The sequence below is a fragment of the Geminocystis herdmanii PCC 6308 genome, assembly GCF_000332235.1.
GTDB classification, from domain to species: Bacteria; Cyanobacteriota; Cyanobacteriia; order Cyanobacteriales; family Cyanobacteriaceae; genus Geminocystis; species Geminocystis herdmanii.
In genome coordinates this window covers 250,167-264,146 of sequence record NZ_CM001775.1, presented here as the reverse complement: position 1 = coordinate 264,146, position 13,980 = coordinate 250,167, and the positions used below count along the sequence as shown (strand labels likewise).

Below are 13,980 nucleotides of genomic sequence, written 5' to 3'. Positions count from 1 at the left end.
TAGGAGTAGCAGGTGTGTTTGGTGGTTCTTTATTCTCCGCAATGCACGGTTCTCTCGTAACTTCTTCTTTAGTTCGTGAAACCACCGAAACCGAGTCTCAAAACTACGGTTACAAATTCGGTCAAGAAGAAGAAACCTACAACATCGTAGCCGCTCACGGTTATTTCGGTCGCTTAATTTTCCAATATGCTTCCTTCAACAATAGCCGCGCGTTACACTTCTTCTTAGGTGCATGGCCTGTCATCGGTATTTGGTTCACCGCAATGGGTGTATCTACCATGGCTTTCAACTTAAATGGTTTCAACTTCAACCAATCTATCTTAGATAGCCAAGGTCATGTAATTGGAACTTGGGCAGACGTATTAAACCGTGCTAACATCGGTATCGAAGTAATGCACGAACGTAATGCTCACAACTTCCCCTTAGACTTAGCCTCTGCTGATGCAGTATCTGCACCCGTAATCAACGGTTAAGTTTAACAATTAAATAATAACTAAAAGGCACTCTCTATTAATTTAGGGGGTGCTTTTTGGCGTTTGTGTTAGCATAATCGAGGAAGTTTGGCAAAAATTTGATGATGTTTGTTCAAGAATAACAGCAAACTTAGACGAGTCGGATTTAGTATGATGTTTGTAGAAAAGTCACCTTTGATTATTCTTGATACCTCAGTTTTTTTGTCTGCTTTGTTAACTAAAAATCCTAACAGTGCATCTTGTCAAATTATTCGTTATTGGCGAGAAGGTAGATTTAAGTTAGTTATCTCTCCTCAATTATTGGAAGAATTGGTTGAAAAATTATTAGTCAAAAATATCGACAAAAATGATATTAAGGATATTTTAACCGCTATTTTTTATACTGCTATCAAGATTCAAGGTATTTATCAAGCAAGTTTGCTCGATCGCATTGATCCTAATGATAATATGTTTTTAGCCGCTGCTTATGAATCAGGGGCTGATTAGACTTGTTGCGAAATAAAGTAGTCTGATTTCATTTTTAATAGTCAAACACTTTTATTTTGGTTTTTCCTTATCTTTGATTTTATTTTTATGCCACTTCTAAATATAAGTTCCATAATCCACAAGCTGTTATCATGAGTTTGTCATCGAATTCAGATACACGATTCCTGTAGATTGAAGATACAGCGTTATATCTTTTCACTCCACTAAAAGCATTTTCACAGAGTACTCTTTCCTGTGACAATCTTCATGTCTTTTTCTGGGACACTCACGTTCTTTTGACCAAGATAAGGATAAATAAACTGATTCAAAATTAAGTAGTAAATTCTCAAATGCTTTTCTATTAAGTCCTGTGGTAGCTCTTAAAAGTCGGTTTTGGCAAAGTATTTTGTCAATATTAAGCATCTGAGTTTTGCAAAGTGAATCGATTTTATCCATATTATCTCTTATTTCGCAACAAGTCTATTATGCGATCGCTTGAGATAGTTGGTTCATGGGATGTGAATAAATATGTTTGCTTAAACATTTACATACATAAAATTAACACCTTTTCGATCGATCTGACTACTTTTTGGAGTAAAGGTCACGAAATCTTAATAATTGCCCTCACCCCCAACCCCTCTCCCAAAGGGCGAGGGGAGTTCGATATTTCGATCGATGGGGAAGAGTTCGATCGATTTTGTTATCACATTTAGAAATTCCATAGTTTATAATTTAACTAAAAAGTTAGTGATTCTGAATATCCCCAATGTTGCAAATTAATAAAAACTATGTTTTAGATAGTGAAAAAAAACCCATAGCTGTGCAAATTCCTATTACCGAATTTGAAAAAATAGAAGAAATTTTAGAAGATTATGGATTAGTCAAACTGATAGAAGAAGTGGAAGATGAACAACCCCTATCAAAAGATGACGCATTAAAATATTTAGAAGTTCTCAAAAATAATGTGGAATGTTGAATATAAAAGAAAATTTTTGAAAGAATTAGTCTCTTTGCCCCAAAATGTTCAATCTCGTATTGAAATCATTGTTTTTAAAGAATTAGAAGCAGATAATCCTTTTGAGTTGGGCTATATTAACAAAATGAAAGGATATAAAGACAAATATAAAATTAGAATGGGAGATTATCGTATTGGCTTAACAATTAATCAAAAACAAAAAATTATTATTTGTGAAAGGGTTGCACATCGTCGAGAAATCTATCAAATTTTTCCTTAACTATGATCGAGATCGTACCACTTTTAGTAATCGAGCTTTTGGGTAGGGTTCGATCGAGTTTTACTCAAATAATTATTTACAATAAAATAATTCTCACAACAAACATCGGATTACTATAGTTATGAATTTTGCCCTTAAAATCTCTCATATTATTGATTTAATAACAGAATGGTACAGTAAAGTTATTTACTGGTTAGTTTTAGTGATGATTGGTGTCGGTGTTTGGAATGTATTAGGTAGATATATTGGTAAAATAATCGGAGAAAATTTAAGCTCTAATAGTTTTATCGAATTTCAATGGTATTTATTCGATTTAATCTTTTTTTTAGGTGCAGCTTATACCCTCAAAAAAGATAGTCATGTGAGGGTAGATATTTTTTATAAAAATTTGTCTGCTAAAAGAAAAGCCTTAATTAATATTCTCGGTGTAATTTTATTTTTAATTCCTTTTTGTGGGGTGATAATTTATTTCTCTTGGCAATATGTTTTTAACTCATGGCAGATAATGGAAATGTCTCCTGATGATGGAGGTTTACCCCGTTATCCCATTAAAACTATCATAATTCTTAGTCCTATATTATTAATTATTCAAGGCATATCAGAATTAATTAAAAATATGGGAATAATTCTTAATATTTATCCAGAATAAAAAAAATTGAATAAGCCTTGAAATATTTTTGCGTTTTTCTTTGCGCCTTTGCGTCTTTGCGTGAGAAAAAGTGACTTAATTATTATTCGCCTCATAAGCAGCTACAATTTTTTGTACTAAAGGATGTCTAACGACATCAGCTTGAGTTAAATAGCAAAATCCGATACCCTCAACATTTCTTAATATTTTGGTAGCTACCACTAACCCTGATTGTTGATTTGAGGGTAAATCTGTTTGGGTAATATCTCCAGTTACGATCATCTTTGAGCCGAAACCGAGACGAGTTAACACCATTTTTAATTGGGCTGGTGTTGTGTTTTGAGCTTCGTCAACGATAACAAAGGCATTGCTTAAAGTTCTACCTCTCATGTATGCTAAAGGTGCAACTTCAATTTTACCTTTTTCCATCAATTCAGGAATTTTCATGGGATCAATAAACTCATATAAGGCATCATAGAGAGGGCGTAAAAAAGGATTTACTTTTTGTTGTAAGTCACCGGGTAAAAATCCCAGTCTTTCTCCTGCTTCCACCGCAGGACGTGTTAAAATGAGTCGATCGCACTCATCCTTCAATAATGCTTGTACTGCTAAAACCGCCGCTAAAAAAGTTTTTCCCGTACCAGCAGGACCGATACCAAAAGTAATATCATATTTTTGAATAGCCTGAACATATTGCTGTTGACGAAAAGTTTTTGCCCGAATTAAATCACCGTTGCGGGTTTTTGCCAACACTAGCTGTTGAATATTGCGATATTCATCTTGTTTACCTGTATCCAAAGCCTGAAAAGCCGTCATAATATCAGGTTGTGTTAAAGGTTTAGCTTCTTCCCAATAAGGTTTAAGACAATAAATGACATCAAGAGTTCTTTGTACTGGTTTCGGCTTACCATGAATTACTAAATCTTGTCCTCGCAATACGAGACTTGCACCTGTATGACGGGCAATATATTTTAAATTTTCTTCTTGGCTTCCAGCTAAGGCAAGGGCGCTAGGGATATTGGGTAAGGAAATAGTTTGAGAATCTTCTGTCATGTTTAGGTTTTAATAAGGAAAAGTAAGGTATTTTTATTCTCTAATTTTAACTTAACTCAAATCGATCGAATCCTTCCCCCACATTTCAAAACCTCGATCGCTCTTCAGCGGTGTTGCTCGATAGTACTCTGATAAAATAAAGAATAAAATCTGTGAAACCGATAAAGTGAAAACCGATAAGTTATTCTACCGTATCTTTTTAAATCAACCCAGTCTCATCTCCGAATTAATCCCCGAAATTCCCGAAGGTTGTCAGTTTGATTATAATGCTCCCGTAGTCAAAGAAAAAGAGTTTCGTCTTGATGGATTATTAACACCCCTCGGCAGTGATGAAAATATACCCCTTGTGTTTCTCGAAGCACAAATGCAGAATGACACAGAATTTTACAGTCGTTATTTTGGAGGGATATTTGTCTATATTCATCAGTATAAAGTCAAAAGAAATTGGCGAGGATTGTTAATTTTAAATAACCGTAATCAAGAATTAGGTTGTGAAATTCCTCATGGAGATTTGCTAGATAAAAGAGTACAAAGATTATTTTTATCTGACTTATTAAGCCTAGAAAATTTGAGTCCGAATTTAGCGACATTAAAATTAATCGTCACTCCAGAAAATGACGCAGTATCCGAAGCTCAAAAAATCTTAGAAAACACTCAAACTCAAGAGGAGTTTAACTTAAGATTAGATTTAGTGGAGGCTATACTGGTAAATAAATTCCCTAAACTAACCATCGAGGAGATACAAAAAATGATTAACCTAAGAGAAGCAGACGTTACCCAAACTCGTTTTTATCAACAAGTCTTAGAAATCGGACGTACTGAAGGAGTACAAATCGGACGCACTGAAGGCACACAAGAAGGAGAAGCAAATATCGTTATCCGCTTGTTAACTCGCCGTTGTGGTAATCTCACTGATACTTTACAAACAAAAGTGCGATCGCTCTCTATTCCTCAGCTAGAATCATTAGGAGAAGCCTTATTAGATTTTCAAGATATTGGCGATTTAATCCACTGGTTAGATAATTACTTCCATTAAACTTGCTCAATCATCCCATGGCGATCAAACCCTCTCAAAACTCGATCGAACTCCCCTTATCCTGTCCGAAGCGAGACACAAAGCAATCTTAACATCAATATCCTAATATATTCTAATATCACTTATGGATTAATGTAAAATTAGGCTTAGGAGTAGCATTCAACTACTGTTATATAAAACTTACTCATAGTTACCTATGACGTTTACTTCTTGCTTCTACCAGTCAAGTCGGCTTGATACTGTCCACAAGCGTTGATTCGGGTGTAACCCACCCTACTTTTATTATTCTAATTAATTGATTAATCTTGAATAATAACTAATTTTTATTTAATTTAATCTTTAAATTAAATAGTTTTAACAGTCTTGGTTATCGACTTCATTAAAAGCTAACATATTTTAAAAAAATGTCAACCTTTATCCCGTGAGTAGGTATAAACAACTATAATAAACTATTAGTTAACAGTTAAAAGCTCTTAACCAAATATTAAATACTTAATCAAAATTTTAACATGAGTACACTAACAGATAACGATTTAAGAGAAGTAAAAGAGTTAATTAACCAGTTAGGTGATCGAATCAATGATCGTTTTAATCAAGTGGAAACTCGCTTTAACCAAATGGATAATCGTTTTAATCAGGTAGAAACTCGCTTTAACCAAATAGATGAAAAGATAACTGAGTTAAGAATTAATCAAACAGAAGTACAAACTCGCTTAAATGACTGGAAACCTTCCATCGATAAAACCGCAGACTTATCCGAGAAAATAGGAGAGTTAAGAAACTGGAAACAGATAGCGATCGTACTTTTAACGGGGTTTATTACTTCAGTTCGAAGTACAAAGTCAGTATGATAAAAAATTTACCCAACGAATGTTTATTTATAATTATCGAGCTTTTGACTTGTATAATAAACCAGTGATTAGTTTAGCAATCTTAGGAGATGAAAGTAAAAAATGGCGACCTAATTCTTATGAATACGGATTAGGAAAAAGTAAATTAAAACTAGACTTTTCTATTATCAAATTACAAGATTATTTATGGGAGGAATTAGAGAAAAGTAACAATGTATTTGCCATAGTAGTAATGGCACATTTAAAAACGAAAGCCACCACTAGCAATTTATCAGAAAGGGAACAATGGAAATGGAATCTATCTCGTTTACTTTATGAAAAAGGTTATAACAGAAAAAAAATAACCGATTTGTATAAAGTCATTGATTTAATGATGACATTATCGGAAGATTTACAACTACAATTTGAAAATAAATTAACACAATATGAGGAGGAAAGAAAAATGCCTTTATTAACAAATATTGAACGACGTGCTTTAGCAAAAGGAGAGAAAATTGGTGAACAAAAAGGTGCTAAAGAAACTCGTGAACAAGATATTCTTGATTTACTCAAACTGCGGTTTAATTCTGTACCTAAAAGTATAGAAGATTCCCTCAAAAATATTGATGATTTAGCTTTCTTAAAACAGTTACATTTAGCAACAATTAGTGTTAAATCTCTGGAAGACTTTGAACAATTAATTAACAATTTACGCTAATTTTATCTCTCGATCGAACCTCCTTCTAAACTCGATCGAACTTTCCCTATCCTGTCATTGCGAGGAAACGAAGCAATCCCAAAACCTCGATGCCAAAGGCACGCTGCGCGATCGAACTTATTAGCTCCCTCCTTTTTCAAGGGGAGATCACCTGAGTTCGATATAAAAATAGGTGAGGGCTGACTTGGAAGACTCCGAAGACAGGAAGACAGGAAGATTGTATTTCTGATGAATGAATAAAATTCTCTCAAAAGTACATCAAATATTGAGAATTTTTCTCCCTGTCCACTTGTCCACTTGTCCACCTGTCTAGTTTTCATCATTTTCTTTATGTCGAACTGAGGTGAGATCAATCCGATTGTTACAATTTCGTGACCTTTACTCCAAAAAGTAATCCCCTCGAACCAAAAAATGTTAACTTGTAATTGTATGTGTAAATATTCATAAAATATATTTCTCACCCCATGAACAAACTATTTCAAGCCCAAACCCAAGCCGAAGCACTCCTGCTCAAAGCCTCCCTCAATCCCAGTCTCGACACCACCTTAACCACCGCCTTTGGAGATAACTACAACGTCACGGTAGCAAATAATATCTTCTCCTCATGGAGTAACGGTAACTTCAGCAACCTACCCAAAATCGAAATTTTATCCCCCACAGAAATTAATGGCGCGCAAGGTGCTTATAGTGCAACTAATAATACCATCTATCTTTCTTCTAGCCTCATTGAATCTCAATCCCTGAAACAAATCCGCAACGTTTTGTTAGAAGAATATGGACACTTCATCGATGCGCAAATCAACGACACAGACACCCCCGGAGATGAAGGCGAAATCTGGCGTAACTTGGTGTTAAATCGCAAAATGAGTACTGCCCAATTAGATACCCTCAGAAGTGAAAATGATTGGGGTACAATCACCGTTGATGGTCAAATTTTGAATGTAGAAAAAAGTGTTATCACCCTTAACGTTAACACTACTTTAGACGAAAATGACGGTTCAGCTACCATCGGCAATGGTTTATCCTTGAGGGATGCCATCATTATTGCTAATAACAACACTAATAACGAGTACATTATCAATTTAGCTCTTCTTGAGCATTAGCACCAGGTATTTCCTCAACCCAAGCAAGCCACCAATCCCTATCTTTTGTAATAATCGCAGTATATTCAGCACTCATAATCAATTTTCAGCGATTTATTTATTCTCTACAATGATTATAATTCATTCATGATCTCACGGAATATAACCTCAGTCAAACATAAAATTTTCAATTATCCATTATCATGATATAATCTGAGAGATTTTAACCTTAAAAATTGAGCAATGTCTGAGACACGCATAAAAATAGCAGTAGATGCAATGGGTGGAGATAACGCTCCCCATGAGATTGTTGGCGGTGCAATCCGTGCCGCAGCAGAACTTGAAGTCGATATATTATTAGTAGGTGATCCTGATGCGATTCAGGCAGAAATGAGAAAACACGGTAACACTGTCAACAATATCGAAATTGTACCTGCTGATGGTGTTGTCTCTATGGAAGAAGAAGCCTTAGTGGGAGTACGCCGTAAGCCTAATGCTTCCATTAATGTTGCTATGAATTTAGTTAAAGAAAACCGAGCCCAAGGCGTTGTCTCTGCTGGGCATTCAGGTGCAGCTATGGCGGCGGCTTTGTTAGGATTAGGTAGAATCAAAGGCATCGATCGACCTGCTATAGGTGCTGTATTTCCTACAATGTACGCTAACAAATATGTTTTATTGTTAGATGTGGGGGCGAATGTGGATTGTAAACCTAAGTATTTAGAGCAGTTCGCCCTAATGGGATCGGTTTACAGTAAATATGTATTAGAAATTGATGAACCGAAAGTAGGTTTAGTGAATATCGGGGAAGAATCCACCAAAGGTAATGAATTGGCAAAGGAAGCCCACAAGCTATTAAGTAGTAATCCCAGAATCTCTTTTGCGGGAAATGCTGAGGGGAGAGACGTTTTATCGGGGGATTTTGATGTAATTGTGTGTGATGGTTTTGTGGGTAATGTCCTCCTCAAATTTGCGGAAGCAGTGGGGGAAATCATGTTACAAATCGTCAGAGAAGAATTGCCCTTCGGTATCAGAGGCAAAATTGGTACGGGAATTTTAAAGCCTAATCTCAAGCGTATCAAACAACGCATTGATCATGCCGAACATGGCGGAGCGTTATTGTTAGGCGTTAATGGTGTTTGTATTGTAAGTCATGGTAGTTCTCAAGCTCCTTCTATATATAATGCTATTCGTATTGCCAAAGAAGCCGTTGGGCATAATGTCATCGAAAGAATACAAAATGATCAAAGTTTCGTTCGAGCTAAAGAGTTAGCCGTTGATAGTTAACAGTAAACAGAATGATTATAGGTTATTTTTTGCTAATTACTAAAGGAGTAAATCATTGGAGCAGGTAAAAAAAGGCGTTACGATTATTAGTAGTGGTTCGGCAGTGGCTACTCAAGTGTTGGATAATCACGATTTAAGTAAAATAGTGGATACTTCCGACGACTGGATAAAAACCCGTACTGGCATCAGAAAACGCTATATTTCCAATGTTGACTCCCTTAGTGACTTAGCTTCTAGGGCGGCACAAAAAGCCATTGCTAACGCTGGTTTAACTTCTACGGATATTGATATGATCATCCTTGCCACTTCTACCCCTGATGATCTTTTTGGTAGTGCTAGTCAAATACAAGGCTCGATCGGTGCCACAAAAGCCGTTGCCTTTGATTTAACTGCCGCTTGTTCAGGATTTGTATTTGGTTTAATTACTGCAAGTCAATTTATCCGTAATGGGGTATATGAAAACATTGTGGTAATCGGTGCTGATTGTCTTTCCCGTTGGGTTGACTGGACTGATAGAACTACTTGTGTATTGTTTGGCGATGGTGCTGGTGCAGTGGTTTGTCAGGCTAGTGATAAGTTCGATCGACTTTTAGGCTTTGAAATGTGTAGTAATGGTAAACTCAACAATGCCCTGAATTTATCTTATCAAGGGGAAGTAAAAAATATTGGTCATAATAAACAAGTGACTCAGGGCGGTTTCGGTAAAATCACCATGAATGGTAGGGAAGTCTATCGATTTGCAGTGAATAAAGTACCAGAAGTCATCGAAAAAGCCTTATTTAGAGCGGATTTAACTACAGAACAAATAGACTGGTTAATTTTACACCAAGCTAACCAAAGAATTATTGAAGCCGTTGCCGAAAGATTAAATATCCCTTCTTGGAAAGTGATTGCTAATCTCAGTGAATATGGTAACACTTCTGCGGCTTCCATTCCTCTGGCTTTAGATGAAGCTGTCACCCACGGTAAAATTCGTAATGGAGATACGATCGTAACTTCAGGATTTGGTGCCGGTTTAACATGGGGAGCGGTAGTGTTTAAGTGGGGAAACGCCGAATAAAAGACAAAGGTGGACAGGTGGACAAATAGCCTCAAAACCTTAGTTTTTAAGTATTTCTCCTATCTCCTATCTCCTGTCTCCTATCCTCATCAAAAGACTTTTTCAGCAAACCCTAATTAATACTCAAAATCCATGTACCTACATTCAATCTTAATGGTACTTGTCCGGGGGTGAGAATTTGGGCTTGAAAATAAAATGTACCACCGTTATCAGGATTTTTGACGTTAGAAAAAACAATTTCTACTCGGTTACTTTCTAATAAGGGTTCTTCTAAGTCAATTTCAATAATGCGACTTTCTTTATCCCAAACTACTTCTCTGATAGGTAACTTTTTATCTTTGACTCTGACTTCGATCGAATCTGTGTTAAAAGTTCCTCTATAATATTCGGGATAGGTAATGAAAAATTTTGAAACTCCTTCCGTTAATTTTTTACCCGGTATTCTGAGACGATAACGATCCCAACCGCCGGATTTTCCACCGAAGTCTAAATGATAGTTTAATATATCTTGTCGATCGACACCACTAAAAAGAGTTAATCCGGGGTTGCTTTGAGCCATAACTAAATTAGGTAAACCCGTAATTAAAGAAGTGGTAACAGCTAAAGTTGCCCACAAACTTTTATTGATTTTAAATAAATTCATAATAATTCAATATAGTAATTAATTTAACTGATTCTTACTTTAACAAACTATACTCTTAGACGGAGTAAATAATAATTTTGTTTCCTTTATAATGTTTTTCGTTCAGGAAATAGGGTAAATAACAGCTTATTAATATATACTTGTCCAACTACTGTATTGACTTTGGTCGTGTTGTCTTCTGAAACTTCCTGCTCATTCATGATTTCTGTTTCTAAATTGTCTTCGACTTGGGCAGAATCAGGCTCATTTTCAGGGATATTTTTTTCTATAGTTCGATCGTCTGTATCGCTGACATCGTTGTTATTTTCAACAATATGATTATCTAAATTCGTTGCAAAACCGTTTTTAATACCATCAATAATAGTTTGAGTATGGTTATTTATCGGCGGAGCTTCTTTTTTCTCCTGTTTTACTTCTGATACTTCTGAAAAATTACCATTATCCTTTTTCTCCTCTTTTAATTCTACTTTACGAGATCGATCGCCAATAATCGTTCCTGCTGGAATTACCGTTAAAGGCTCAACGCTAGTATTGTAAATTGTAACAGATGCCCCTAAAGACACTTGAGAACCAATAACACAGCTACCTAAAATTAAACTACCTGAACCTAAAATCGTATTTTCTTTAATTTCAATATCTCCATCATAAGCCGTAATAATTGTCCCCATACCTAAACATACCCCAGAACTAAGAATTATTTTAGTGCCAGAAGTCGCATTTAAAATCACCCCAGAAGCAATGATCACATTTCGATCGATCGTGACATCTCCCCTTATTTGGGTGGTATCTATAGTACTAGGTTGAAGAATAGGTAGAGACATTTACTAACAAGTAATGGAGAATGGAGAATGGAGAATGGAGAATGAAAAATTGAAAATTGAAACTAATAAAATAAAGTTCAATTTATTGAACTCAAAATTTTTGAAGGACGTTTAATTCCTCATTCCTAATTTCTAATTCCTAATTAAAATTATGGTCTTTGAATGATAGCCTCTAAAACACGGCGTTTAGCTTGGGTATCAATACCGATTAAACGGACATATTCCCCACTGTGTTCTTGAAGACAACCTTGTAAAGCCGAAATAACTTGACTTTCATTGTTACTGTCAATGGGTGAACAACTTTGCCAAGATTTAGTTTTAAAACGGCGCACATCAGCGTGTTCTGTACCAATACGATAACCCTGAGACAGTAAAGAACGTACTTGAGCTAAAGTATTAGCATCCAGAGAACTACTACCATTGTTCGTAGTCGTATAAGCATTGCTTGTGGCAGTCTTATTCGGCCACCCGCCCGACTCCAGAGACAACGCCTTTAAGTTACTAGGATTAGTAGAATTACCATTACTGGTGACAGAAGTTCCTTGATTAGTTTGCCCGGGGCGTTGAATAATCATCTCTAATACACGGCGTTTAGCGTTGGTATCGATACCGATTAAGCGCACATACTCCCCAGCATGATCTTGCACACAAGCCTCTAAAGCCGAAATTACTTGACCTTCGCTAGTGCCTTGAATGGGAGAACAACTTTGCCAAGACTTACTCTTAAAACGGCGCACGTCTGCGTGTTCTGTACCAATACGATAACCTTGAGATAAAAGACTACGAACTTGTGCGATCGCTTCTGCACTCAAAGAACTATTAGCCACCGCTACACCACCATTATTTCTGGGGGCTTGGTAACTAACTTTACCGTTACCATTACTAGCGATCGTGGCAGTTTCTCCCGGACGTTGAATAATTACCTGAGATACACGACGTTTAGCTTGAGGATCAACTCCCACCAGTTGCACATAATTACCGCTTAAATCCGCTAAATAGCCTTGAATAGTGCTAATGGCTTCATTGACAGAGCTAGTTTTAACACTAGGCGCTGTTAACCATGATTTAGTTTTAAAACGACGAGCATCAGCATATTCGACACCGATACTATAACCACTTTGGATTAAAGATTTAATTTCACTAGCTAAATCACCATTGCCATTGCTTACAGGTGCATGACCATTACTGTTAGCATTTACTTTAGCAGTGTTACCATTACTAGCTTGAACGGGAGCAGAAACATCCCCCGGACGTTGAATAATAACTTCGGCTACTCTACGTTTTGCTTGAGGATCAACCCCAATTAAACGCACATATTCACCACTACATTCATTTAATATATTGCCTAATTCTGCTAAGATGGCACTTTCGTTAGTACCGTTTAAAGGAGCACTTAACCAAGATTTGGTTTTAAAACGACGAGGGTTAGCGTGTTCTACACCAATAGTGTTACCTTGTCTTAACAACGATCGAACCTGATTAATTATATCTGTATTTAAACTCATATTAGTTACTGATTGATAACCATTAGTTTGATTTTGGGTTGAGGATTTCATCGGAGTTTTTTCTTCTCGGATGGCATTTATACAAGCATTATTTTGCGCACAGTGATAACCTGCCGCTAATGCTTCGTTAATATGGACGACATGGGCTGCAAATTCTCGGTCTTCAGGTTGAACATCTGGAAGTCGATCGGCTTGTTGTTGATTAGTAATCACTGCACCAGAGGGAACATATTTTCCCGCAGGAATTTCCACATCTTGGATTAGCGCGTGCATCATCACAATACAACCATCTCCGACTCTGGCATTAAAGACGGTCGATCGAAAACCAATAAAACACTTGCTACCCACATAAGCAGGACCATGAATCAAGGCTAAATGAGTAATACAAGAATCTTCCCCAATCCACACAGAATAATCTTGACCATCATCACCTTGAACTCTACCCTGCTCTAAGCCATGAATTACCACCCCATCCTGAATATTACTACCATCACCAATGTGAAAAGGTGTACCCTCATCAGCACGAATGGAAGTACCCGGGGCAATCAAAACATTTGCTCCCACTTTCACATCTCCAATTAAATTAGAGAAGGAATGAACATAAGCACTATCATCCACCCTTGGTTCAGCTAAATTTTTTGACCAAGGAGTAGGTGGAGCCGCCATAATGGGGACGCTCACTATAAACCTCCACAATAATTATCTTATTTAATCTCTCAAGGACAGCCATTAGGATGTTAAAAAGAACTTAAATAACTCCTAATTTGTCCTCACAGATTGATTTTGTTTTACTTTTTACAGATTTTTTAAAAAATACTAAATAGAGTATTTAATACATTCTTTCTGCATCTTTCTTGCTATAGAGCAGATCAGATGTTGTTGTTACAGTATCTATAATGCCCACTACCATCGCATCCACAGGACGTTCTTCATGACCAGTTTCTTTTCGGGCGGCACTGCCACGAGTGACAAGCACCCATTCATTGATACCAGCCCCCACAGTGTCTCCTGCTACCTCATAATTTGGTAACGCATTACCATCAGCATCCAAAAACTGTACTAATAATAATTTGACACCCGTTAAAGTCCGTGATTTGTGAGTACTAACGACTGTACCGCACACTTTGGCAATTTGCATTAATTTAAT

The 13,980-nt window shown here is 36.4% G+C and carries 17 protein-coding genes and 1 pseudogene; 12 read left to right on the top strand and 6 right to left on the bottom strand.

Annotated features, from left to right (window positions below):
• The 6 genes and pseudogenes from SYN6308_RS21415 to SYN6308_RS01425 all read left to right on the top strand — a co-directional run.
• A pseudogene (locus SYN6308_RS21415) lies at positions 1–473 on the top strand (photosystem II q(b) protein); the annotation flags it as partial.
• 150 nt (positions 474–623) lie between these two features.
• Positions 624–959: a putative toxin-antitoxin system toxin component, PIN family gene (locus tag SYN6308_RS21410; protein WP_237741242.1), complete on the top strand. Its 336-nt coding sequence runs from the start codon at positions 624–626 to the stop codon at positions 957–959.
• Positions 960–1,375: 416 nt separating this feature from the next.
• Complete coding sequence (locus SYN6308_RS01440; protein WP_144051369.1) at positions 1,376–1,651, top strand: hypothetical protein; 276 nt, start codon at positions 1,376–1,378, stop codon at positions 1,649–1,651.
• A 53-nt stretch (positions 1,652–1,704) separates the two neighbouring features.
• The gene (locus SYN6308_RS01435) at positions 1,705–1,914 is read left to right on the top strand and encodes a hypothetical protein (RefSeq protein ID WP_017292647.1); all 210 of its coding nucleotides are present in this window, start codon (positions 1,705–1,707) and stop codon (positions 1,912–1,914) included.
• A complete protein-coding gene (locus SYN6308_RS01430; RefSeq protein ID WP_017292646.1) occupies positions 1,901–2,173 on the top strand; it encodes a type II toxin-antitoxin system RelE family toxin in 273 nt (90 codons plus the stop codon). The genes SYN6308_RS01435 and SYN6308_RS01430 overlap by 14 nt, the downstream gene beginning before the upstream one ends.
• A gap of 121 nt (positions 2,174–2,294) precedes the next feature.
• Positions 2,295–2,822, top strand: a complete 528-nt coding sequence (locus tag SYN6308_RS01425) for a TRAP transporter small permease subunit (RefSeq protein WP_017292645.1) — start codon at positions 2,295–2,297, stop codon at positions 2,820–2,822.
• A gap of 75 nt (positions 2,823–2,897) precedes the next feature.
• Here the strand turns inward: SYN6308_RS01425 and SYN6308_RS01420 are convergent, their stop codons facing one another.
• On the bottom strand, positions 2,898–3,854 hold the full coding sequence (locus SYN6308_RS01420; protein ID WP_017292644.1) for a PhoH family protein: 957 nt from the start codon (positions 3,852–3,854) through the stop codon (positions 2,898–2,900).
• Positions 3,855–4,020: 166 nt separating this feature from the next.
• Here SYN6308_RS01420 and SYN6308_RS01415 point away from each other — a divergent pair, with 166 nt between their 5' ends.
• The 3 genes from SYN6308_RS01415 to SYN6308_RS21405 all read left to right on the top strand — a co-directional run bounded on the left by SYN6308_RS01415 (position 4,021) and on the right by SYN6308_RS21405 (position 6,438).
• Complete coding sequence (locus SYN6308_RS01415) at positions 4,021–4,890, top strand: DUF2887 domain-containing protein (RefSeq protein WP_017292643.1); 870 nt, start codon at positions 4,021–4,023, stop codon at positions 4,888–4,890.
• 509 nt (positions 4,891–5,399) lie between these two features.
• Complete coding sequence (locus SYN6308_RS01410; RefSeq protein WP_017292642.1) at positions 5,400–5,741, top strand: hypothetical protein; 342 nt, start codon at positions 5,400–5,402, stop codon at positions 5,739–5,741.
• Between the two features lie 19 nt (positions 5,742–5,760).
• Complete coding sequence (locus SYN6308_RS21405; RefSeq protein WP_017292641.1) at positions 5,761–6,438, top strand: hypothetical protein; 678 nt, start codon at positions 5,761–5,763, stop codon at positions 6,436–6,438.
• Between the two features lie 2 nt (positions 6,439–6,440).
• On the opposite strand, the gene SYN6308_RS24790 is transcribed toward SYN6308_RS21405, so the two are convergent.
• On the bottom strand, positions 6,441–6,578 hold the full coding sequence (locus SYN6308_RS24790; RefSeq protein WP_158412741.1) for a hypothetical protein: 138 nt from the start codon (positions 6,576–6,578) through the stop codon (positions 6,441–6,443).
• 324 nt (positions 6,579–6,902) lie between these two features.
• Here SYN6308_RS24790 and SYN6308_RS21400 point away from each other — a divergent pair, with 324 nt between their 5' ends.
• The 3 genes from SYN6308_RS21400 to SYN6308_RS01385 all read left to right on the top strand — a co-directional run bounded on the left by SYN6308_RS21400 (position 6,903) and on the right by SYN6308_RS01385 (position 9,864).
• Positions 6,903–7,541 carry a hypothetical protein gene (locus tag SYN6308_RS21400; protein WP_017292639.1) on the top strand — a complete coding sequence of 213 codons (639 nt, stop codon included), beginning with the start codon at positions 6,903–6,905 and terminating at the stop codon, positions 7,539–7,541.
• A gap of 222 nt (positions 7,542–7,763) precedes the next feature.
• On the top strand, positions 7,764–8,804 hold the full coding sequence (plsX, locus tag SYN6308_RS01390; RefSeq protein WP_026101854.1) for a phosphate acyltransferase PlsX: 1,041 nt from the start codon (positions 7,764–7,766) through the stop codon (positions 8,802–8,804).
• A 55-nt stretch (positions 8,805–8,859) separates the two neighbouring features.
• Positions 8,860–9,864 (top strand): beta-ketoacyl-ACP synthase III, encoded by a 1,005-nt coding sequence (locus tag SYN6308_RS01385; protein ID WP_017292636.1) that lies wholly within the window; start codon positions 8,860–8,862, stop codon positions 9,862–9,864.
• A gap of 112 nt (positions 9,865–9,976) precedes the next feature.
• On the opposite strand, the gene SYN6308_RS01380 is transcribed toward SYN6308_RS01385, so the two are convergent.
• The 4 genes from SYN6308_RS01380 to SYN6308_RS01365 form a co-directional block, all read right to left on the bottom strand.
• A complete protein-coding gene (locus SYN6308_RS01380; protein ID WP_017292635.1) occupies positions 9,977–10,507 on the bottom strand; it encodes a DUF2808 domain-containing protein in 531 nt (176 codons plus the stop codon).
• Positions 10,508–10,593: 86 nt separating this feature from the next.
• A complete protein-coding gene (locus tag SYN6308_RS23195) occupies positions 10,594–11,328 on the bottom strand; it encodes a hypothetical protein (protein ID WP_017292634.1) in 735 nt (244 codons plus the stop codon).
• 149 nt (positions 11,329–11,477) lie between these two features.
• On the bottom strand, positions 11,478–13,499 hold the full coding sequence (locus tag SYN6308_RS01370) for a ribulose bisphosphate carboxylase small subunit (protein WP_017292633.1): 2,022 nt from the start codon (positions 13,497–13,499) through the stop codon (positions 11,478–11,480).
• 163 nt (positions 13,500–13,662) lie between these two features.
• Positions 13,663–13,971: a EutN/CcmL family microcompartment protein gene (locus tag SYN6308_RS01365; RefSeq protein WP_017292632.1), complete on the bottom strand. Its 309-nt coding sequence runs from the start codon at positions 13,969–13,971 to the stop codon at positions 13,663–13,665.
• Between the last annotated feature and the right edge of the window lie 9 nt (positions 13,972–13,980).

Excerpts from the sequence above, each read along its gene's own strand:
- SYN6308_RS21410 (WP_237741242.1), top strand. The coding sequence starts at position 624 with ATGATGTTTGTAGAAAAGTCACCTTTGATTATTCTTGATACCTCAGTT.
- SYN6308_RS01435 (WP_017292647.1), top strand. The coding sequence starts at position 1,705 with ATGTTGCAAATTAATAAAAACTATGTTTTAGATAGTGAAAAAAAACCC.
- SYN6308_RS01430 (WP_017292646.1), top strand. The coding sequence starts at position 1,901 with ATGTGGAATGTTGAATATAAAAGAAAATTTTTGAAAGAATTAGTCTCT.
- SYN6308_RS01425 (WP_017292645.1), top strand. The coding sequence starts at position 2,295 with ATGAATTTTGCCCTTAAAATCTCTCATATTATTGATTTAATAACAGAA.
- SYN6308_RS01420 (WP_017292644.1), bottom strand. The coding sequence starts at position 3,854 with ATGACAGAAGATTCTCAAACTATTTCCTTACCCAATATCCCTAGCGCC.
- SYN6308_RS01410 (WP_017292642.1), top strand. The coding sequence starts at position 5,400 with ATGAGTACACTAACAGATAACGATTTAAGAGAAGTAAAAGAGTTAATT.
- SYN6308_RS21405 (WP_017292641.1), top strand. The coding sequence starts at position 5,761 with ATGTTTATTTATAATTATCGAGCTTTTGACTTGTATAATAAACCAGTG.
- SYN6308_RS21400 (WP_017292639.1), top strand. The coding sequence starts at position 6,903 with ATGAACAAACTATTTCAAGCCCAAACCCAAGCCGAAGCACTCCTGCTC.
- plsX (WP_026101854.1), top strand. The coding sequence starts at position 7,764 with ATGTCTGAGACACGCATAAAAATAGCAGTAGATGCAATGGGTGGAGAT.
- SYN6308_RS01380 (WP_017292635.1), bottom strand. The coding sequence starts at position 10,507 with ATGAATTTATTTAAAATCAATAAAAGTTTGTGGGCAACTTTAGCTGTT.
- SYN6308_RS23195 (WP_017292634.1), bottom strand. The coding sequence starts at position 11,328 with ATGTCTCTACCTATTCTTCAACCTAGTACTATAGATACCACCCAAATA.
- SYN6308_RS01370 (WP_017292633.1), bottom strand. The coding sequence starts at position 13,499 with ATGGCGGCTCCACCTACTCCTTGGTCAAAAAATTTAGCTGAACCAAGG.
- SYN6308_RS01365 (WP_017292632.1), bottom strand. The coding sequence starts at position 13,971 with ATGCAAATTGCCAAAGTGTGCGGTACAGTCGTTAGTACTCACAAATCA.